We start from the raw sequence: 19,347 nt of genomic DNA on the forward strand, positions 1-19,347 counted from the left end.
CGTTTTTGTTGTTGATCCGCATCCTAAACTCTATGGCCAGGTATTTCGACAGGCTTTGCGACATCAACTCGGCATTAAAGCAAGGGCGATCATTTTGCTGATCGCCCTCGGGGGCTATGCTCCTATTTTCCGTAAACGAGTTCTGGGAGGAACATTGTCACGGCGGGGACAAAGGTGATCACGATCAGAGTTAGAACGATCGGGATATAGAAAGGCATCATTGCCCGGACCAATGATCCATACGAGATCTTTGCCACATCCATCATAATGAACAGGATCACACCGAATGGCGGCGTTACGGCTCCGATCAGCAAGTTGAAGATCATCATCACACCGAACTGCACAGGATCAATCCCAAGATAGCCCACCATCGGCCAAAGGGTTGGCACGGCAATCAGCAGGATCGCTGCTGTGTCCAGAACGAGGCCGGCCAGCAATAGCATCAGGTTGATCATCAACAGAAGCAGGATTGGGTTTTCTGTGACGGACAGCAGGAAGTTCTGCAGGTCTTGCGGCACGTTAAGCGCAGAAATCAGCCATTGAATTGGAGCCGCACATGCAAGGATGAAGACCAGTGCGCCGATGGTGAAAACGGTGCTCTTCGTAGCATCTAGCAGTGCTGGCATGCTTAGCTCTTTCATGGCGATACCTAGGATGATCGCGTAGACAGTCACAATTGCGCCAAGCTCGGTTGGGGTGGCGATACCGGTCAACAGGCCGCCGACGAGCAACAATGGGGCCATCAAGCCAGGCAGAGCGCGCCAAGCGGAACACCGAACCTCGCGCAGTGTCGCGCGTTGGGTCACCGGTGCCTCCACGCGCTTCGTGACAGCGAGGAAATAGATCAGCACCATAAGGACGAAACCCAGGAACAGACCCGGGATGATGCCTGCAAGAAACAGTTTGGCGATGGATTCACCAGACAGCACCGCATAGATCACCATGATCACGGATGGCGGAATGATTGGCCCGATGATGGAGGATGCTGCTGTGACAGCTGCGGAGAAGGCTTTCGAAAACCCGGCCTTTTCCATCGCCTTAATTTCAATCGCGCCAAGGCCTGCAGCGTCAGCCGCAGCCACGCCGGACATGCCGGAGAACACGATGGACGCAAGGATGTTCACGTGTGCCAGACCGCCATGAATATGTGCCACAAGTGTTTTCGCAAAAGCAAAGATCCGGTCTGCTATGCCGCCCACGTTGAGCAGGTTTCCGGCAAAGACAAACAATGGGATCGCCAAAAGCGGGAAGCTTTCAAGTGACGGGGTCATCCGTTCAAGGATCACCTTTGGTCCCGCGATAGAGATCATCAGGTGGCCGCCAGTCATTTGCTGGATCAAGATAAAGATCACAGCGGCGCCGAGCATGGCAAAAGGCACCGGCATACGCAGGAAGATTAGCCCGAACAGTAGGGAAAGTAGAAGGAGAGCTTCCATTAGACCAAGGCCTCGTTTTCGTCTTTGCGCTCGTAGATCACGTCATAGGTCGTCGATAGGATGATCGAGCCAAAACAATAGATTAGAGGCAGAATATTGTAGTAAGCGATTGGAAAGTTAACCGGCAGCGAGATGGTGCTGCGGATGAACTGGACCTTCAGGACCGGGGCCGTGTATGTGAGTAAAACAACCAATATAGTGATTGTGCCAAGGGACATGACGACACCCAAGAACCGTGCAACGGGACCGCGTGGGAAGAGGTCCACCAAGATATGGCGCTTGTCTTTCGCGGCCACGCAGGCCCCAAATAGAGTGAGCAGAATGAAGAAGATGGTCACAACCTCTTCCATCCAAGCCAAGGGTGCGTTGAACACATAGCGGGCAATTACTTGGTAGATGATGGTGCCAATGATCAGCCCTACGAGGAGCATGCAGATGGCCATTTCGATTTGGCCCTGCACGCGAATGAATGATTTGAGAGCGTGACGCATTGCCCCCTCCTTAAAGTTCAACCCGGTTTGAGTGATTTCAAATGTAGCATGGGCTACGACCTTTGGCGCAACATTGCACCTGAGGTTTTAAAGGAGGGCCAAGCGTGGCTCAGCCCACCTCATGAGTTATCGAAAGCGAGGCTTACTGCGCTTGAACTTTCTCAAACAGGCCTGCGCTCCACAGACCATCTGCTTCGGCCTTTGCCACACCTTCACGCGCCGCTGCTTGCAGGGCAGTCGTGTCGTAGTCACGCACGGTCGCACCAGTGGAACGCATTTGATCCAACACTTCGTCACGACGCGCGCTTGCGTCGTCAAAGGCGAATTTTGCAGCGTCCTCAGCCGCAGAAACCAGGATTTCTTGGTGCTCTGCTGACATGGACTGGAACTTGGTTTCGTTAATCATGATCGCGGAAGAGGCCCAAACGTGGTTTGTCATGTAAACATTCGGTGCAACCTCATGGAAACGCTGAGAGATCGCCGCTGTTGGAGGGCCTTCAGCGCCATCCACCAGACCGGTGTTCAGACCAAGGTAAACCTCGCCCCAAGCAACCTGCGTTGGTTGCGCGCCCAGAGCGGACCACAGACCCAGATAGGATGGGATTTGTGGGATGCGCATTTTGCGGCCATCAAAGCTGCCATCCGCTGGCAGTTCATCATTCATGAACACGATGCGTGGTTCTGTTGGGCCGCCAGACAGCACACGGATACCCGCCTTTTCGCGCATGTCTGTTGTTAGGTCTTGGAAGAGTTCGGAGCGGAAGAAATCAAACACGTGGTCGCTGTCACGGAAAGTGAAGCCCCAAGTCATGATCGCTGTATCTGGTGCATAGGCAGAGAGCCAAGAACCCGCGGTGCCCAACGCATCCACAGAACCCGTCGCCATTTGGTCCATCACTTGTGGTGGCGTGCCCAGCTGGGTGCCGGTGATGTAGTTCACGGTGATGTCGCCGCCGGACCGCTCTTCGACCAAGCCTTTGAAATGCTTGTTCATGCGGTCCATCTGAGAGTCGATGGCGTCAGAGTTTACAAGCGTCAGGGTTTCAGCGGAAACCCCAAATGCCATAGCGCAAGCAGCAACGGCTCCTAGCATGGTGGTTTTGATATTCACGGTTTTTCCTCCTCCAATGAATAATTCGGTGTTTGATGGGTTGGCGGCCGAATTGGCGCGCCGGTTACAAAGGTTTGAGCAGGGCGATCGCCTCCTCAGAGAGTTCGACCCCAAGCCCATGGCCAGTCGGCGGCACGTAAGCGCCGTTTTGACAGTCCATGTCCCCCTTCAGGAGGCGGCGATTAGGCTCAAAAATCGAATGTTGGAATTCGTGGAATGTTGTGGCTTCCAATGCGCTTGACGCTTGGATGCTGGCGGCCAAGAAAATGCCGCTGCCAATTGTGGCATGTGGAATCACCGCGATACCATGCGCGTGGGCCAATTCGCCGATGCGCACGAAATTCGTGATGCCTTTGTGGCCCATTTCTGGCTGTACAATAGCGATGTCACACCGCTCCACTCGGTGCTGCATGTCAAAATGGGTGCGCCATTCCTCACCCACAGCAGTGGGTGTCTTGGTGGCTTTGGAAACCTTTTCCAATCCGGCGATGTCTTCGGTGCGAACGGGCGCTTCCGCAAACCAAAGGCCGTGCGCGGCCATGCCCTCTATCAACTCGATCGCTTCGTCAGCAGTTTGGTTCCAATGCATGTCGGCTGCAATTTGTGCGTCGGGCCCAAGTCCTGCGCGCAACGCGGCAATCTCGGCAACCGGGCCGTCATCCGCAACCGGAGCGGCAAACTTGAAGGCATTGAAACCACGGGCTTGCCACGACTGTGCCAAGGCCACGCGTTTCTCAGTTGTGTCTTCTGGCAGGCCAGAAATATATGCTGGAATGGTTTCGTGTTTGCGGCCACCGAGTAGGCTGGCGACGGACTCTTGAGCCAGTTTGCCCGCGATGTCCCAAAGGGCGATATCAATGGCGGCCAATGCGTCGACATAAAAACCGCCAGTGTAGCCTCGAACGCGCATGAGATCGTAGAGATCGTCATAAATTGCGGCAGGATCACTTGGGTCGCGCCCGATAGTGAAGTCCGCGAGCAAGTCATTGATCAACTCACCAACCGCACCAGGGGCAACAAGCCCGTAAGTCTCGCCCCAGCCAATTGTGCCGCCAGTGGTTTCAATCCGAACGAGGATTGAGCGATCAAATGTTGGATAGACAGTCCGGTTGCCTTTGCGCACCAAATACCCTTTGGCATTTGGTTCTTCCCCTGGCCGGGCCGCGCCTAAATAAGGCACGTCCCGAGGGAGGGTCAGCGTAAAGACTTCGACGGAATTAACGGTCTCAGACACGGATGACTCCTATTCTGCTGCGGCTTGGATGATCCCAAGCTCTGCCAGGTTTGAGTCAATATCGGCGATGGCATGGTCGTCCAGTGCTGCCGTGGGAGCGCGTACGAAAGAATTTTCAAGAATACCACGGCGGATCATGGTGTGTTTGGTCAATCTCATGCGGTAAACCGCCTGCAATGTCAGCAAGGGCAGGGTACGGACATACAGGTCGCGCGCTCTTGCGAAGTCGCCATCGCGCCAAGCTTTGTCCATTTCGACATGCTCGCCGGAAATCTCCAGAGCGGGCATCGCTGCGCAGGCACCTCGTGCGTACTCATCTAAAATATAACGGGCCCCGCCACCGCCAATAACACCCAAAACAGTGTCGGGTTTATGTGCCAGGATTTCAGTGATGGCAGGACCAGCCGGGAGAGTTTCTTCTTTGACGTAAGCCACCTGAGGGAAGCGCTGTGCAATTTCCAGAATGGTCGCCGCGGAAAGATCAGAGCCGCGCGGGGCAGGTGCGTTTTGCAAGATGACCCGGACCTCAGGCAGCGCGCTGAAGATAGGTTCAAAAAATGCTGTCACGGCTTCAACCGCATTACCAATGGATTTTGGCGGCTGGATCATAAGCCAGTTCACGCCAAGCTTCTGTGCCACGCGACCATGCGAAATGACCTCATCTGGAGTCTCAGCGCTCGCGCCAGCGACAATCGCAATCGCACCATCAACAGATTTCACCACTTCAGATAGCAGCGCCTCGCGCTCGTCTGGCTGAAGGTGTTCTACCTCACTGGCAAAACCCGGGAAAACGACACCGGATACGCCGGAGTCAATCGCATAGCGGACCAGCTTTGGCATCGCCTCAAGGTCAACGCCGCCTTCGGGCGTGAAGGGGGTTGGCAGGACGGGAAGTATTCCGTTTAGAGCGTCGTGCATCGTGTGGTCCATATTGTGATACTGCAAAACATATTTTGACACTAGCGATGGTTGCCCGATATATCAACCCCAGAATTCAAACCCTGAGTTCAGGCCCAAAGTTCAACGGAGAAAAACTCAAATGGAAACTTCTACACGTGTCCCAAACCCCTTTGCTAAAAGGGTTATTGTTGTCGACTGGGGCACCACGTCCCTGCGTTGCATGTTGGTGGAGCCTGACGGGGAGATCGCTCGGGAAACCGAATCAAGCCGGGGGATTCGGTTCATTGCAGACCGGGCATTTGAGCCGGAATTGATGAACGCTCTGTCTTCTTGGTTTGACGAATTTGGCAATTTACCGGTGATCGCTTTGGGAATGATCACAAGCCGCAATGGCTGGATTGAGGTGCCATATGTGCGCTGCCCAGCGACCGCATCCGACCTAGCAGACGGTATTATTCAGCGCCGTTTGCCCAATGGGGCTGATTTATATTTTTTGCCCGGGATCACGGACACAACGCGCCAGCCTTTCCCAGATGTGATGCGGGGGGAAGAGACGCAGATCCTTGGTTTTGGTCTAGATAAAGAGGCGACAATTGTTTTGCCGGGGACCCACAGTAAGTGGGCAAAAGTTGGTCAGAACCGGATCTTGGGGTTCCAGACCTTTGTGACGGGCGAGATCTTTGCCTTGATGTCAGAGCATTCTTTCATCGCCAAAGCTGCTGCGAAATCCGAAGGCATTGATTGGGAGAGCTATGATCGTGGGGTGAGGGTGGCTGAAAATGCAACTGCTGGCGATGCCGCTTTCCTGACGCAACTCTTCTCTGTGCGAACAGGAATGTTGGCCAATGAACTCAAATCAGAAGAGATGCAGGATTATGTCTCGGGTCTATTGATTGGACTTGAGTTCCGTCAGGCACGGGATTGCGGCTGGATGAAGGCCGGGGATTCCGTTGGCATTGTGGGCAATGATGGCTTGAACGACCGTTACCGCCGAGCGGCCGCGATCTTTGATTTGGTCACGGTGGACGGCGGCGAACACGCAGCAATCGCCGGGGCATTGGAAATCTTTGCATCCGTCAAGGCGCGCTCGGACGCGGCTTGAGTTTAGTCCGCTAAGGAACGGCGGACACGTCGGTAAGGGACCGCGTTTTTAAAGAAACGCGGTCCTTCTGGTTTAAAGCCATTGCGCTCATAAAACGGCAGTGCGCTTTCGCGCGCGTCAAACCAAAAGAAAGTCGCATCCGTTTCTTTAGCTCTCTCCAGAAGGTACGCCAGCATCTCGCTCCCAAACCCTTGTCCTTGGTAATCGGGGTCGGTCGCAAATTTACGCAGCCGGATTCCGTCATCCTCAAAAAGCGATGCCACGCAGACCAACCCACCATCGAGAAAACCGCCGAAATGCGACGCCGTTTCATCGCCTTCGACCTTGGATTGTTCGATCGGGTGATTTGGCCAAAGTACCTTGTGACGAAGGGGGAGGGTTTCAGCGTCGCTGATGCGTTTGATCGTCAAATTCATTTTGGCGTTGCTTATCCCTTTTTGTATTCGGCTTTGTACGTTGCCACCGTGGGCTGTTTTCAATGCTAGCCAATTCTGAATTGCCTTTCAGTATTTTGATTTCGCGTTTTTGGAACGCCGACCCCCCTTGCAAACAAGGCCATTCCCGCCTATACGCCCCCTTGTCTGACGACCGTTAAGAGTCGCAAATCTGGTGAGCAGGGCCAAAGGGAAACCTTCGGCCCTTGTTGTTTGTGTATTTTCACCAATGTTTGCAACGCTTTAGCACGCGGCGTTAGATGCAACGAAACCAAGACCGGCGGAGACAACCGCGCGGCCAGAAAACATTGTTAAAGGAAACTGAGACCACATGGCTCAAGCAACATCTATGGAGGAATTCGAAGCCCTCCTGCAAGAAAGCTTCGAAATGGACACCCCAGAAGAGGGTTCCGTTGTTAAAGGCAAGATCATCGCAATTGAAGCGGGTCAGGCCATCATCGACGTAGGCTACAAAATGGAAGGCCGCGTTGAACTTAAAGAATTCGCAAACCCTGGCGAAGCTCCTGAAGTTTCCGTTGGCGACGAGGTAGAAGTTTACCTGCGCGCAGCTGAAAACGCTCGTGGCGAAGCGGTTATCTCTCGTGAGATGGCACGTCGCGAAGAAGCATGGGATCGCCTGGAAAAAGCATACGCAGACGATGCACGCGTTGAAGGCGCGATCTTCGGACGCGTTAAAGGTGGCTTCACAGTCGATCTGGGCGGCGCTGTTGCGTTCTTGCCTGGCTCCCAAGTTGACGTACGTCCTGTACGTGACGCGGGCCCACTGATGGGTCTGAAGCAGCCATTCCAAATCCTGAAAATGGACCGTCGCCGTGGCAACATCGTTGTGTCCCGTCGTGCGATCCTGGAAGAGTCCCGCGCAGAACAGCGTGCTGAGGTTATCGGCAAGCTGGCAGAAGGTGATGCGGTTGACGGTGTTGTTAAGAACATCACTGAATACGGTGCATTCGTTGACCTGGGCGGCGTTGACGGCCTGCTGCACGTCACCGACATGGCATGGCGTCGTGTGAACCACCCATCTGAGATCCTGACAATCGGTGAAACCGTTAAGGTTCAGGTCATCAAGATCAACAAAGAGACACACCGTATCTCCTTGGGCATGAAACAGCTGATGGAAGATCCATGGGATCTGGTTGCTGCGAAATACCCACTGGAATCTGTGCACACTGGTCGCGTCACCAACATCACCGATTACGGTGCATTTGTTGAGCTGGAAGCAGGCGTTGAAGGTCTGGTACACGTTTCTGAAATGTCTTGGACTAAGAAGAACGTACACCCAGGCAAGATCGTTTCTACTTCTCAAGAAGTCGAAGTCATGGTTCTGGAAATCGACGGCACCAAGCGCCGCGTTTCCTTGGGTCTGAAACAGACACAGCGCAACCCATGGGAAGTGTTTGCTGAATCTCACCCAGAGAACACCGAGGTTGAGGGCGAAGTTAAGAACATCACCGAATTCGGTCTGTTTATCGGCCTGCCAGGTGACATCGACGGTATGGTTCACCTGTCCGACATCTCTTGGGATGAGCGCGGCGAAGACGCGATCCAGAACTACCGCAAAGGCGACGTCGTCAAAGCGGTTGTGTCTGAAGTTGACGTTGAAAAAGAGCGTATCTCTCTGTCCATCAAAGCACTGGGTGGCGACAAGTTCGCAGACGCAGTTGGTGGCGTGAAGCGTGGCTCTATCGTAACTGTTGAAGTGACTGCGATCGAAGATGGCGGCATCGAAGTGGAATACGAAGGCATGAAATCCTTCATCCGCCGTTCTGACCTGGCGCGCGATCGTGCAGACCAGCGTCCAGAGCGCTTCAATGCAGGCGACAAAGTTGACGTACGTGTAACCAATGTTGACTCCAAGACTCGCCGTCTGGGTCTGTCCATCAAGGCACGCGAAATCGCGGAAGAGAAAGAAGCGGTACAACAGTACGGTTCTTCCGACTCCGGCGCGTCCCTGGGCGACATCCTGGGCGCAGCTCTGAAGGGCGACGAATAAGTCGACCTTTAGATCAGCGATCTAAAAACCTTTTGGTCTCGCCCAATCGGGCGGGACCTTTCCTTTTTCGGCTCCCCTTGGAGCCACCTTTTGAAAGATCCCTTACGTGAAACAAGCCCTGCAAGACGCGCTGGATGACCGCGGCTATGAAACCCTGACGCCTGTGCAACAGGCCGTCATCAGCGACGACTATGTGGGCAAAGACCTGTTGGTGTCCGCGCAAACTGGATCTGGCAAAACCATCGGCTTTGGATTGGCGATTGCGCCGACATTGCTGGGCGAAGGCGAACGGTTCGAGCGCGCAGACGCGCCTTTGGCTTTGGTGGTCGCACCCACCCGCGAATTGGCTTTGCAGGTGAAACGCGAGCTGGCTTGGCTTTATGGTAAAGCAGGCGCAATTCTGGCCTCCACCGTGGGTGGCATGGATATCCGCACTGAACGTCGCAATCTGGATCGCGGCACGCATATTGTTGTGGCCACCCCAGGCCGCCTGCGTGACCACATTGAAAAGGGCGCGATTGATCTGTCTGAAGTGCGCGCGGTTGTGCTTGATGAAGCGGATGAGATGCTCGATCTGGGTTTCCGTGAAGACCTAGAGTTCATTCTGGGCGCATGCCCTGAAGACCGCCAGACGCTGCTTTTCTCAGCGACGGTTCCAAAAATGATCACAGCTCTGGCGAAGAACTACCAGAACGATGCGATCCGTGTTGTCGTGAAATCCGAAAACAAACAACACGCCGATATTGAATACCGCGCCATGAATGTGGTGGATCGCGACGTTGAAAACGCGGTGATCAACACATTGCTTTATTACGATGCGCCAAACGCGATTGTGTTCGGCAATACACGCGCAACAGTGAACCGCCTGACCACGCGGCTTTCAAACCGTGGGTTCCGGGTTGTTTGTCTGTCGGGTGAACTGACCCAAGCGGAGCGTACCAACGCATTGCAAGCGATGCGTGATGGACGGGCGAATGTCTGTGTCGCGACTGACGTTGCCGCGCGCGGCATTGACCTGCCTAACCTAGATCTGGTGGTGCACGCCGAACTTCCCGGTAGCCATGAAACGCTTCTGCACCGTTCTGGCCGGACGGGCCGGGCAGGGCGCAAGGGCACAAGTGCTTTGATCGTCACCAAACGCACGTCCAATAAAGCCAACCGCATCCTGAAAATGGCAAAACTGGATGCCACATGGGGCGGTGCGCCAACGGCAGACGAAGTGTCTGCGCGTGAAGATGAGCGCATGATGGGTGATGAGGCTTGGACGCAACCGATCAACGAGGTTGAGCAGGGCAGTGTGGATGCGCTGACCGCAGCATTTTCCGCGGAACAACTGGCCGCAGCCTATCTGCGCCTGCGCCGTACTGCGCGATCTGCGCCAGAAGAGCTGAATGCTTTCACCGAATCCAAACCGCGACGCAAAGAAGATTTTGGGCCAAGCACTTGGTTCTCTGTGTCTGGTGGCCGCAAGGCGGGTGCAGAAGTGCGCCGGTTGCTGCCTATGCTGTGCAAGGCAGGTAACCTCACCAAAGACGATTTGGGCGCAATCCGCATTCAAGACAACGAAACCTATGTTCAGGTTTTGAGTTCGAGCGTTGATGGCTTCCTTGCAGCCATTGGCCCGGATCAAAAGGTCGAAGATGCCAAGATCGAGAAGGTCGACGGCGAGCCGAAGCTCGAGCGCCCAGAGCGTTCTGAGCGGCCAAACCGCGGGTTCAAAAGCCGAAAGTTCGATGATCGCGGACCGAGAAGAGACGGCCCTCCAAAGTTCAAAAAGCCGGGTGGCGGCAAGCGGTTTGATCCGTTGGATGACAAACCTAGAAAGAAGCCGCACCGTAAAGGTGGAGATTCTGCCGCGAAGCCGCGTGAAGACAAACCTTACAAGCCGCGTGACGAAGAGGCTTGGAAAGATCGCTCTTCCAAAGGCGGGAAATCTGGCGACCGTAAGTCTAAAGGCCAGAGCTTCGGAAAACCTTCTGGTAAGCCAAGCGGTAAGCCAAAAGGCCCACCGCCGCCAAAGGGCAAACCCAATAGCAAAAAGAACAAAGCCCGTGCGGCAGCCAAAGCAGCTGGTGGCGACGCGCGCCCTAAACGGCGCTAAAGGCGACGTGCGATTGCGGCGAATCGACAAGGATTTGCCGCAACGCAGCATTCTTTGCGCCCGCAGAACATCGGGTCTTTGATCGGCATGCTATTGCTCAAAATACGACTTTGAAGCGTATTTTTGTAAGAAATCAGGGGTTTGTGAGGCTGAAACCGGAGTTAATGTTTCCGTTATGGGCCGAGATGCCTATAGTCGGGGTGGATGCATATAACAACATAAGCAATACCCCTGGGGAGTGGACATCGATGATCCGATCGGAACTCATTCAAAAAATCGCCGACGAAAACCCGCATCTCTATCAGCGCGACGTCGAGCGTATTGTAAACACTATTTTCGACGAAATTACCGAAGCCATGTCTCGTGGTGATCGGGTGGAATTGCGCGGCTTTGGCGCCTTTTCCGTAAAACAACGCGATGCCCGCGTCGGCCGCAATCCGCGCACCGGTGAATCTGTCGCAGTTGAAGAAAAACACGTTCCGTTCTTTAAGACAGGGAAACTCCTTCGGGATCGTCTGAACGGGAAAGCCTAAACATGCGTTATATTCGCTATGCATTTTTGGCCACGCTGGGCGTGGTGCTGATTTCTATTGCCTTGGCTAATCGTGGTTCGGTGACATTGAACCTGTTGCCAGATCCATTGGCGCAACTCTCCGGCATGCATTACTCGATTTCACTTCCGCTTTTTGTGGTGATCTTTGGCAGCATCATTGCAGGCCTGATGATCGGCTTCGCATGGGAATGGATGCGCGAATACAAACTGCGTGCTGCAGCCGGACGTACAGAACGCGAATTGCAGCAAACCAAGCGCGAGGTTCGTCGCTTGAAAGGCAAGCAGGAAGAAGACAAGGACGAGGTTCTGGCGCTTCTGGAAGAAGCAAGCTAAACCCGTCATCAAGTCTGATGCAGCGCCTCGGATTGTTCCGGGGCGTTTTTCGTTAAAGGTTTGTCATGAAAACACGCGTCAAAATCTGCGGGCTAAAAGAAGCTGAACACATCAAAGTGGCCGCCGAGGCGGGCGCTGCCTACGTTGGGTTCAACTTCTTTGCCAAATCTCCGCGGTTTGTTTCCTTTGATCAGGCGCGGGAATTGGCGTTGCAGACACCCATTGGCGTGGCCAAGGTTGGGCTTGTGGTAAATGTCGAGAATGCGTTTCTGGATGACCTACTGGCCAAAGTGCCGCTTGATATGATCCAGCTGCATGGTCACGAAACACCCGAGCGCGTGGCAGAAGTGCGTGAAATCTACGGCCTGCCTGTGATCAAGGCTTTTGGCATCGCTTCCATAGAAGACACCAAGAACATTGATGTTTACGGCGCGGTCGCGGACCAACTTTTGGTGGATGCAAAACCTCCGAAAGATGCCAAGATGTTGGGTGGCAACGGCATCACCTTTGATTGGACTTTGGTGAAACGTAAGTTTTGGCCAAAACCTTGGATGCTGGCGGGGGGGCTGACGGTCGAAAACGTCGCCAGTGCGATCCAAATGACGGGCGCTAAACAAGTGGACCTGTCTTCAGGTGTTGAAAGCGCGCCGGGTGTGAAAGACCCGGATTTGATCCGTGCTTTCATCAAAGCTGCAATGCAAGAGCCCGCGCCGAAACTTTCCTAACACTTAAGCAATACTTTGGCATGGAAACTTCCCCGCTTTCGCCCTAAGACAAAGGCTAAGAACCAGTGAGAGAGGCATCCATGGCCAACGATCTTTTCAACAGCTTCATGAACGGTCCCGATGAAAAAGGCCGTTTCGGTGATTTCGGCGGGCGTTTTGTGTCAGAAACCCTGATGCCGCTGATCCTTGATCTGGAAGCGGAATATGAAAAGGCAAAGGACGATCCGACCTTTTGGGCGGAGATGGATGACCTGTGGACACATTATGTAGGCCGCCCAAGCCCGCTGTATTTCGCGCCGCGCATGACCGAGGAACTCGGTGGTGCCAAAATCTATCTCAAGCGCGATGAGCTGAACCACACGGGTGCGCATAAGATTAACAACGTGCTGGGTCAGATCATTCTGGCAAAACGCATGGGTAAGACCCGGATTATTGCAGAAACCGGTGCGGGCCAGCACGGCGTTGCCACCGCAACGGTCTGCGCGAAGTTCGGTCTGAAATGCGTCGTCTACATGGGTGCCCATGATGTTGAACGCCAAGCGCCAAACGTCTTCCGCATGCGCTTGCTCGGTGCTGAAGTTGTGCCGGTGACCTCTGGTCGTGGCACACTGAAAGACGCGATGAACGACGCGCTGCGTGACTGGGTGACCAATGTCGCTGACACCTTCTACTGCATTGGCACCGTGGCTGGTCCGCACCCATATCCAGCGATGGTGCGCGACTTCCAAGCGATCATCGGCAAAGAGGTCCGCACACAGCTCGCGGAACAAGAAGGCGAGGGCCGTTTGCCTGATACCGTGATCGCGGCAATCGGTGGCGGCTCCAACGCGATGGGTCTTTTCTTCCCGTTCCTTGACGATGACAGCGTGAATATCATCGGTGTTGAAGCAGGCGGCAAAGGTGTGAACCAGAAGATGGAGCACTGCGCTTCCCTAACTGGTGGTCGTCCGGGCGTGTTGCATGGCAATCGGACGTATCTTTTGCAGGATGATGACGGTCAAATCCTTGAAGGGTTCTCGATCTCTGCTGGCCTGGATTACCCGGGGATTGGTCCAGAGCATGCTTGGCTGCACGACATTGGCCGCGCGCAATATGTATCCATCACCGACAAAGAAGCTCTGGAGGCGTTCCAGTTTGCGTGCCGCACCGAAGGCATCATCCCAGCACTTGAGCCAAGCCACGCATTGGCACATGTGATGAAGCTCGCGCCAACCCTGCCAAAGGATCATATCCTGGTCATGAACATGTGTGGCCGCGGCGACAAAGATATCTTCACGGTGGCCCGTCATCTCGGGTTTGACATGTCAGGCCCCGAGGGCCGCGTGTTCGAATAAAAATTCAGAGGCGGGCCCAGAGCCCGCCTTTTTCTTTAGATCAGCTTATTTTTGATGGCGGTGCGGCTGCCAATCTCCCGAGCTATTCTTTGAAACTCATTGACGTTTGGGCAGCGATTGGGGGAGACACGGGCGCTCATTGGTTGCCTGTCAGTCACCGCATTCCAAATCGCCGCACATATGCGCAAGATTGGTTTTGGTTTGTTTTCGTTCGCTTTCGTTACAACTCGCATAATCCACCTCAGTTCAAAATTAATTCAGATATGCGCGTTTCGGAGTTCCATTTTACTTTATGGTTTCGACGAAATTTGGAAATCGTGTCGGTATCGGTACGTTCGGCGGCAATGGTGCCTTTGCGCCATAAACTCAAGTTTATGCCCATCCACATTAGGTTGATCTTTGGCTGGATAAACCCGCGTTCAATAGAGAACCCCTCAATCCTGCTGCATTTGTTTTTCACAGCCAGCGAGACTGCTGGTGCCCAACACATCGGAGAAACAAATGAAAAAACTTCTTGCCACTACCGCCGCGATCACACTGGGGTTTGCCACGCAGTCATATGCGCAAAGCTTTACCGACACGATTGTCGCCGACCTTGAAGCGCAAGGTTACACGGACATCGAAGTCGAAACCGACGGCGATAAAACTATTGTCGAAGCTGTCCTAGGCGATACCGAGTATGAATTTACTTATGACAGCACCAGCCAGGAGCTTCTTGAGACTGAAGAAGAGCTCTTCGACGAAGATGATGAAGATGACCTCAAAGATGAAGACGGCGAGGGCGAAGACGAGGATGATGAGGATGATGAGGATGAAGACGAGGATGAAGACGAAGATGATGAAGATGATGACGATGAAGATGAGGACGAAGACGACGACGAAGATGATGACTAACTAAGGCAGGGTAACAGGGCCTTGTCTTGAATTTCCCAGTCTAGTCCTGTTTATCCTCAGGCTGGTCCGTGTTGCATCCCCCGAAAGCACGGACCGGCCATTGCCATTGGAGGCACCATGCAACATCGAATGATACTCGTAGCCACACTATGCGCCGTTTTGGCGACGCCTGCTTTTGCCAATCCGCATGTTGACCGCATCGTGAGCCAGCTGAAGGCTGAAGGCTATAACAGCTTTGAAATGGAACGCACCTGGTTGGGGCGCATCCGGATTGAAGCAGAAAAAGGCGATATCGACCGTGAGATCGTGATCAACCGCAGCACTGGCGAGGTTCTTCGGGATTACCTTGTAGAAGAAGGTGGCTTGTTCTCGGATGGGGAAGACGAGGACGATGATGAGGACAAGAAAGAAGAAGAAGACGAAGACGAAGAGGATGATGGTGATGATGACGATGGCGAAGATGAGGAAGATGATGATGACTCTGACTAGCCATTTGTCCCATCTTCAGACCACGGAGAAGCGCATTGGATAAAAAGCATCTTTTGCTGCTTCTGGCCGTTGTTCAGATCGGCTGCGCACTCTTTTTTGTTTCAGAGATAGTCTTAACGATATTTGGCGGGCGTACTGCCCCCATCAGCTGGCGCCTTCGCGAGCTGTTAGAAATTGGTGCGGCTGTGGGTTTGCTTTTAGGCACAAGCTTTGCGTTTGTCGCGCTAAGAACCGCCCAAAAACAGCAGGCAAAGGCCGAGGAAAGCCTGCGGCAGGTTCAATCTTCATTTCACGAACATCTTGAGGAAAGGTTTGACCAATGGGCGCTCACCAAAGCGGAACGAGATGTGGCTCTGTTTTCATTAAAAGGTCTATCGGTCTCAGAGATTGCTGGCGTGCGTGAGACGTCAGAAGGCACGGTGAAAGCACAAAGCAATGCGATCTATCGCAAAGCTGGAGTCAGTGGGCGCAGCCAGTTGCTGAGCCTGTTCATCGAAGATCTGATTGTTGACTAGGTTGCAGTGTGCTCTTCCAAAATCCGCAATGGGATGATTTCAAGAGCGCGTCCATGAGTGGCATTTAAATAGACCTTTGGCGCACAGCCTTCGTCATGGGCTTGCAGAAAGCGCGATGCACAAAGACACCACTTGTCGCCGGGGTTGAGGCCGGGAAAACCGAACTCTAGCCGCGGCGTAGACAGGTCATTGCCGACATATTTGGAATAGGCGAGAAATTCTGCCGTCATCACCGCACAGACCGTATGGCTGCCAGCATCGGCATCACATGTATTACAGTGCCCGTCCCGGAAGAACCCGGTCATTGGGTCACTTGAGCAGGGTTCTAGAGTTTCCCCCAAGACGTTCAGGGATGGGTCTTTCTGCATGTGTGTTCCTGACCTATCTGATCCAGTCTAAAGTTTGCGGGGCCTGCCAGTCCATCCAGCGGCCGTGAAAATCGACCCGTCCAAGCTGAACTGTCAGGTCGCCGGGCCATAGGCGTAGCGTCAAAGCAGCGCCTGGGGAGGAACCGTCATTTTCCATTCTGAGCCAAGCCAAAGGACGGTCAGCAGTGGCGCTTTCACCCGAGGATTCAATAAGAGAGGCCCCTTTAGCCTGTGCTGTTTCAGGAAAATACTGCCACGCGATGGTGTGATAAATCAAATGCAGCCCGTCAAATGGAGCTGATAGCCGGGACTCTAGCCATTCTATTGCGTCCCCTTGATCAACAGAGGCGTTTTGTATGGCAATCGCGGCTTTGGTGAGCGTGGCCCTTTCGGGTTGATCGGCCCAGAGATAGGCAAGAAGCCGCAACTGAGTTTCGGGATCTTGGCTGTCGAGCGGGTTCAAGTCGACACCACGGCGCGAAGCCACTTTGATGGATCTTGCCTCCGGCGGCGTGCCGATCCAATCCGGTGTTAAGTGGACAGATGAAGCGTCTCCAAAACTGTTCGGACCTGCCTGCATTGAAAACTGGTCAAACATCAGATTGAGCCCCGCGCTGGCGCCGAGCTCTGAGAGATGGAAAGGGAGGGTCGTTTGCGCTGCAAGGTAATGTGCTGCTGCAATAAGGGCGACAGACCTGCGCACTTCATTGGTTTGTGGGGCGTTTTCTAGCCACGCATTCCAAAATTCCGGATTGCTGATTAATGCAGTATCGACCGCATCCCAAAGTGCGGCGTCGGGTACTTCATTGGGGGGGTAACAGGCTGCAAGAGCTGTGCTCTTTCTGGCAACAACCAGATATTGCAAACCGCCTGCGATCCGCAGCGGTAAGGATATTCCAGCCGGGCTAATGTCGCCAGAAAACTGGTTCTCCCAGCTGCGCAAAGCAGGATGTGTTGCGCTGTTGTCTGCCAGCAAGCCCATGAGTTTCACCATGAATGGGCTGCCAAGCCGGTCGCAATGCACCGCCTGATCACGGCATGCGATGGCAAGGCGGTTGCTCATTTAAACTTGTCCATAAGTTTTTGCATCGGACTACGCGTGTCTTCGGGTTCCGGCTGTGGTTCTGGTGCTGGCTTGGCTGCTTTTGGCTTGCTTGTGGACGACCGCGGTGGAGCCACCCGCAAAGCGACCGCGTTCATAAACTTGCCTGAATCTCCAGCTGCCAAATGGGGCGCTCCGTCAGAAATGCCTCGGATCAGGTCATCCAACCAGTCTTGATCTGCTTTCGCAAAGTCCCGCAAGACATAGCCCGCCACCGCGTCTTTGTGGCCGGGATGGCCGATCCCCAAGCGCACACGGTCATAATGCGGCCCAAGATGTTGGTGGATTGAGCGCAGCCCGTTGTGACCCGCATGGCCACCACCGGATTTCACGCGGCACTTACCGGGGGCAAGATCGAGCTCGTCGTGAAACACGGTTACATCTGTGCTTTCTAGTTTGTAAAACCGCATCGCTTCACCGACCGATTGACCCGACAGGTTCATAAAGGTCTCGGGCTTGAGCAACACAACCTTCTCGCTTCCGAATTTCCCTTCGCTCACCTGGCCTTGGAACTTTTTCCGCCAAGGAGCAAAGCCGTGATCCTCTGCCAGACGGTCCAGCGCCATAAACCCGATATTGTGGCGATTGCCCGCGTATTTTGGGCCCGGATTTCCCAGACCGACGAAAAGTTTCATTATCTTTAGCCCTTTGACGGTCGCGATATGTTGGCGACCTCTGTTGCGGCAAATCTATGGGTGCGGGGGATTTTTTTCAATCGCCATTGGCGGTTGGGTCGTTGGGCAGTAGCGTATGGCAATAAGCTAAAAAAGAGCAGTCTTAGGGTTCAAATGCGCGTTTTTACCATCAATGACATTGCGATTGAGCTGCCTGATTGGCTGGAAGGGACAGCGATTGAAGAAAAGCTCGCGTCTGGCGACTACGAAGGGCATGAAGCCCATGCCGCGCTTCAGCGGATCAAGCCGGGGATGCGGGTTTTGGAGGTTGGGGCAGGGCTTGGTTACGTGAGCTCGATCTGCGCAAAACTCGCAGGACCAGCCGCGGTGGTCAGTATTGAGGCCAATCCACGCATGGTAGAGGCGGCCAAAGCCACATTGAAGCGGAACGGTTTTGAAGACGTCTTGCTGGAACACGGTGCGGTGGTGGGGAATGGTCACCATGATGCGATGGTGAACTTCCGCGCGGGCACTTTGTTTTGGGGCGGGGCGACCTTGCCCAATGGGGTTGAGAAAGAGGATATGGTGCCAGTCCCTGCTTTGCGCATTCGCCCATTATTGATGGAGTTTCGCCCCCGCTTTGTGATGCTTGATGTCGAAGGGGGAGAGGCGGATCTGTTTAAAAAGCCCTGGCCGCCATTTGTGAAATTCGTTGTACTGGAACTGCATCCAAGCAAATACGACACTTCCGTGATCAAAGAGATCGTGGATTGCATGTCAGAGACGGGGCTCACTTATGATCCGGTCACATCGCGCGGTCGCACGTTGGGGTTTCGGCGCGTGCCTAACGCGTAAGCAAGCGTTGAGAAGCATTTAGAACCGCAGCGAGCCATGCTGAAGAAAGCGCGCGATTGCCACGATGATCTCCGCCCGGGACGATTTGCAGGTCCACCGAAACGCCATGGGTCGTCAAGTGCCAGGCATAGCTTTCGCTGAGAACAGGCGGCGTCGTCTTGTCATTATCACCAACCAGAAGCGTGATATGTTCTATGACTGGGCTGGGACGAGTGACCGCCGACACTGAGCGTGTAATCGTCCCCTTTGGCCAGTCAGGGTTCATGGATTTCCAAAGTTCTAAATCACAGGCGCAGCCGACAAGGATCGCTTCTTCAGCGAGGTTATTTTCGAGAGACATTGCAAGAGCCAATTGCGCTGCGCCGCCGGAATGGCCGATCGCAATAAGAGGTGTGTCTGCCTTCAACCGTTTTAGGTTCTCTGCGATGAGAGCAGCACTTTGAAGCGTGTATTGATCGCGTCTGCCATAGTTGTTTCCCGGGCTTTCGCGCCCCCACGGATCTTTGTATCCGGGCCGCAGTAACATGTGGACAGTGGCCATTGGGAGACGTCGGGCAATTTCTGCGCCGAATGCGGCGTAGGCCAAGGGGTCGCCGCCGTTTCCTTCGTCTCCGTGCAACATGACAATTGTTAGATCTTGTCCCGACCCGAGTTGAAGCCCGGCTAGGGGTTCTTCTGCACTGGCTGCAAATCCAAGTGCGATCCAGAGGGTGATGAGAAAACAGCGAACAAACAACAAAACGTC

General features: G+C 54.2%; 21 protein-coding genes. 11 read left to right on the top strand and 10 right to left on the bottom strand.

Annotation, left to right across the window (positions count from 1 at the left end; all coding sequences use genetic code 11):
• Window positions 1–122: 122 nt before the first annotated feature.
• The 5 genes from TA5113_RS06050 to TA5113_RS06070 form a co-directional block, all read right to left on the bottom strand.
• Window positions 123–1,436: a TRAP transporter large permease gene (locus TA5113_RS06050; RefSeq protein WP_058315456.1), complete on the bottom strand. Its 1,314-nt coding sequence runs from the start codon at window positions 1,434–1,436 to the stop codon at window positions 123–125.
• The gene (locus TA5113_RS06055; protein ID WP_058315457.1) at window positions 1,436–1,927 is read right to left on the bottom strand and encodes a TRAP transporter small permease; all 492 of its coding nucleotides are present in this window, start codon (window positions 1,925–1,927) and stop codon (window positions 1,436–1,438) included. Before TA5113_RS06055 ends, TA5113_RS06050 begins: the two co-directional genes overlap by 1 nt.
• Before the next feature lie 142 nt (window positions 1,928–2,069).
• Entirely contained in the window at window positions 2,070–3,038 is a 969-nt protein-coding gene (locus TA5113_RS06060; RefSeq protein ID WP_220387194.1) for a TRAP transporter substrate-binding protein, read from the bottom strand.
• Window positions 3,039–3,102: 64 nt separating this feature from the next.
• Window positions 3,103–4,272, bottom strand: coding sequence for a mandelate racemase/muconate lactonizing enzyme family protein (locus tag TA5113_RS06065; protein ID WP_058315458.1), 1,170 nt, complete (start codon window positions 4,270–4,272; stop codon window positions 3,103–3,105).
• A 9-nt stretch (window positions 4,273–4,281) separates the two neighbouring features.
• Window positions 4,282–5,190: a dihydrodipicolinate synthase family protein gene (locus TA5113_RS06070; protein WP_058315803.1), complete on the bottom strand. Its 909-nt coding sequence runs from the start codon at window positions 5,188–5,190 to the stop codon at window positions 4,282–4,284.
• Between the two features lie 121 nt (window positions 5,191–5,311).
• On the opposite strand from TA5113_RS06070, the gene TA5113_RS06075 reads away from it, so the two are divergent.
• Window positions 5,312–6,274: a 2-dehydro-3-deoxygalactonokinase gene (locus TA5113_RS06075; protein WP_058315459.1), complete on the top strand. Its 963-nt coding sequence runs from the start codon at window positions 5,312–5,314 to the stop codon at window positions 6,272–6,274.
• Between the two features lie 2 nt (window positions 6,275–6,276).
• Here the strand turns inward: TA5113_RS06075 and TA5113_RS06080 are convergent, their stop codons facing one another.
• Window positions 6,277–6,690: a GNAT family N-acetyltransferase gene (locus tag TA5113_RS06080; protein WP_058315804.1), complete on the bottom strand. Its 414-nt coding sequence runs from the start codon at window positions 6,688–6,690 to the stop codon at window positions 6,277–6,279.
• Between the two features lie 349 nt (window positions 6,691–7,039).
• Here TA5113_RS06080 and rpsA point away from each other — a divergent pair, with 349 nt between their 5' ends.
• From rpsA to TA5113_RS06130, 9 genes are all read left to right on the top strand, one after another.
• Window positions 7,040–8,719 carry a 30S ribosomal protein S1 gene (gene rpsA, locus TA5113_RS06085; protein ID WP_058315460.1) on the top strand — a complete coding sequence of 560 codons (1,680 nt, stop codon included), beginning with the start codon at window positions 7,040–7,042 and terminating at the stop codon, window positions 8,717–8,719.
• Window positions 8,720–8,825: 106 nt separating this feature from the next.
• Window positions 8,826–10,820, top strand: a complete 1,995-nt coding sequence (locus TA5113_RS06090; RefSeq protein WP_058315461.1) for a DEAD/DEAH box helicase — start codon at window positions 8,826–8,828, stop codon at window positions 10,818–10,820.
• Between the two features lie 248 nt (window positions 10,821–11,068).
• The gene (gene ihfB, locus TA5113_RS06095; RefSeq protein WP_058315462.1) at window positions 11,069–11,353 is read left to right on the top strand and encodes an integration host factor subunit beta; all 285 of its coding nucleotides are present in this window, start codon (window positions 11,069–11,071) and stop codon (window positions 11,351–11,353) included.
• 2 nt (window positions 11,354–11,355) lie between these two features.
• The gene (locus TA5113_RS06100; protein ID WP_058315463.1) at window positions 11,356–11,706 is read left to right on the top strand and encodes a lipopolysaccharide assembly protein LapA domain-containing protein; all 351 of its coding nucleotides are present in this window, start codon (window positions 11,356–11,358) and stop codon (window positions 11,704–11,706) included.
• Between the two features lie 65 nt (window positions 11,707–11,771).
• Window positions 11,772–12,431 (top strand): phosphoribosylanthranilate isomerase, encoded by a 660-nt coding sequence (locus TA5113_RS06105; RefSeq protein WP_058315464.1) that lies wholly within the window; start codon window positions 11,772–11,774, stop codon window positions 12,429–12,431.
• Window positions 12,432–12,511: 80 nt separating this feature from the next.
• Entirely contained in the window at window positions 12,512–13,765 is a 1,254-nt protein-coding gene (trpB, locus tag TA5113_RS06110; RefSeq protein WP_058315465.1) for a tryptophan synthase subunit beta, read from the top strand.
• A gap of 501 nt (window positions 13,766–14,266) precedes the next feature.
• Window positions 14,267–14,659, top strand: coding sequence for a hypothetical protein (locus TA5113_RS17055; RefSeq protein ID WP_058315468.1), 393 nt, complete (start codon window positions 14,267–14,269; stop codon window positions 14,657–14,659).
• A 129-nt stretch (window positions 14,660–14,788) separates the two neighbouring features.
• The gene (locus tag TA5113_RS16920) at window positions 14,789–15,148 is read left to right on the top strand and encodes a hypothetical protein (protein WP_058315469.1); all 360 of its coding nucleotides are present in this window, start codon (window positions 14,789–14,791) and stop codon (window positions 15,146–15,148) included.
• Window positions 15,149–15,183: 35 nt separating this feature from the next.
• Window positions 15,184–15,663, top strand: coding sequence for a helix-turn-helix transcriptional regulator (locus TA5113_RS06130; protein ID WP_058316642.1), 480 nt, complete (start codon window positions 15,184–15,186; stop codon window positions 15,661–15,663).
• Here TA5113_RS06130 and TA5113_RS06135 read toward each other — a convergent pair.
• Genes TA5113_RS06135 through pth form a run of 3 tightly spaced genes read right to left on the bottom strand, consistent with a single transcriptional unit; the run spans window position 15,660 to window position 17,768 of the window.
• Complete coding sequence (locus TA5113_RS06135) at window positions 15,660–16,031, bottom strand: DUF2237 family protein (RefSeq protein WP_058315471.1); 372 nt, start codon at window positions 16,029–16,031, stop codon at window positions 15,660–15,662. The genes TA5113_RS06130 and TA5113_RS06135 overlap by 4 nt on opposite strands.
• A gap of 13 nt (window positions 16,032–16,044) precedes the next feature.
• A complete protein-coding gene (locus TA5113_RS06140; protein WP_058315472.1) occupies window positions 16,045–17,094 on the bottom strand; it encodes a DUF2332 domain-containing protein in 1,050 nt (349 codons plus the stop codon).
• The gene (gene pth / locus TA5113_RS06145) at window positions 17,091–17,768 is read right to left on the bottom strand and encodes an aminoacyl-tRNA hydrolase (protein WP_058315473.1); all 678 of its coding nucleotides are present in this window, start codon (window positions 17,766–17,768) and stop codon (window positions 17,091–17,093) included. The genes TA5113_RS06140 and pth overlap by 4 nt, the downstream gene beginning before the upstream one ends.
• 153 nt (window positions 17,769–17,921) lie before the next feature.
• Here pth and TA5113_RS06150 point away from each other — a divergent pair, with 153 nt between their 5' ends.
• The gene (locus TA5113_RS06150; RefSeq protein ID WP_165589386.1) at window positions 17,922–18,602 is read left to right on the top strand and encodes an FkbM family methyltransferase; all 681 of its coding nucleotides are present in this window, start codon (window positions 17,922–17,924) and stop codon (window positions 18,600–18,602) included.
• Here the strand turns inward: TA5113_RS06150 and TA5113_RS06155 are convergent.
• Window positions 18,592–19,338, bottom strand: a complete 747-nt coding sequence (locus TA5113_RS06155; protein ID WP_058316643.1) for an alpha/beta hydrolase family protein — start codon at window positions 19,336–19,338, stop codon at window positions 18,592–18,594. The two genes, TA5113_RS06150 and TA5113_RS06155, sit on opposite strands and share 11 nt — an antisense overlap.
• Window positions 19,339–19,347: the final 9 nt, after the last annotated feature.

The sequence above is a fragment of the Cognatishimia activa genome (genome assembly GCF_001458335.1).
Taxonomy (GTDB): Bacteria; Pseudomonadota; Alphaproteobacteria; order Rhodobacterales; family Rhodobacteraceae; genus Cognatishimia; species Cognatishimia activa.

Excerpts from the sequence above, each read along its gene's own strand:
- TA5113_RS06050 (WP_058315456.1), bottom strand. The coding sequence starts at position 1,436 with ATGGAAGCTCTCCTTCTACTTTCCCTACTGTTCGGGCTAATCTTCCTG.
- TA5113_RS06055 (WP_058315457.1), bottom strand. The coding sequence starts at position 1,927 with ATGCGTCACGCTCTCAAATCATTCATTCGCGTGCAGGGCCAAATCGAA.
- TA5113_RS06070 (WP_058315803.1), bottom strand. The coding sequence starts at position 5,190 with ATGCACGACGCTCTAAACGGAATACTTCCCGTCCTGCCAACCCCCTTC.
- TA5113_RS06075 (WP_058315459.1), top strand. The coding sequence starts at position 5,312 with ATGGAAACTTCTACACGTGTCCCAAACCCCTTTGCTAAAAGGGTTATT.
- TA5113_RS06080 (WP_058315804.1), bottom strand. The coding sequence starts at position 6,690 with ATGAATTTGACGATCAAACGCATCAGCGACGCTGAAACCCTCCCCCTT.
- rpsA (WP_058315460.1), top strand. The coding sequence starts at position 7,040 with ATGGCTCAAGCAACATCTATGGAGGAATTCGAAGCCCTCCTGCAAGAA.
- ihfB (WP_058315462.1), top strand. The coding sequence starts at position 11,069 with ATGATCCGATCGGAACTCATTCAAAAAATCGCCGACGAAAACCCGCAT.
- TA5113_RS06100 (WP_058315463.1), top strand. The coding sequence starts at position 11,356 with ATGCGTTATATTCGCTATGCATTTTTGGCCACGCTGGGCGTGGTGCTG.
- TA5113_RS06105 (WP_058315464.1), top strand. The coding sequence starts at position 11,772 with ATGAAAACACGCGTCAAAATCTGCGGGCTAAAAGAAGCTGAACACATC.
- trpB (WP_058315465.1), top strand. The coding sequence starts at position 12,512 with ATGGCCAACGATCTTTTCAACAGCTTCATGAACGGTCCCGATGAAAAA.
- TA5113_RS17055 (WP_058315468.1), top strand. The coding sequence starts at position 14,267 with ATGAAAAAACTTCTTGCCACTACCGCCGCGATCACACTGGGGTTTGCC.
- TA5113_RS16920 (WP_058315469.1), top strand. The coding sequence starts at position 14,789 with ATGATACTCGTAGCCACACTATGCGCCGTTTTGGCGACGCCTGCTTTT.
- TA5113_RS06135 (WP_058315471.1), bottom strand. The coding sequence starts at position 16,031 with ATGCAGAAAGACCCATCCCTGAACGTCTTGGGGGAAACTCTAGAACCC.
- TA5113_RS06140 (WP_058315472.1), bottom strand. The coding sequence starts at position 17,094 with ATGAGCAACCGCCTTGCCATCGCATGCCGTGATCAGGCGGTGCATTGC.
- pth (WP_058315473.1), bottom strand. The coding sequence starts at position 17,768 with ATGAAACTTTTCGTCGGTCTGGGAAATCCGGGCCCAAAATACGCGGGC.
- TA5113_RS06150 (WP_165589386.1), top strand. The coding sequence starts at position 17,922 with ATGCGCGTTTTTACCATCAATGACATTGCGATTGAGCTGCCTGATTGG.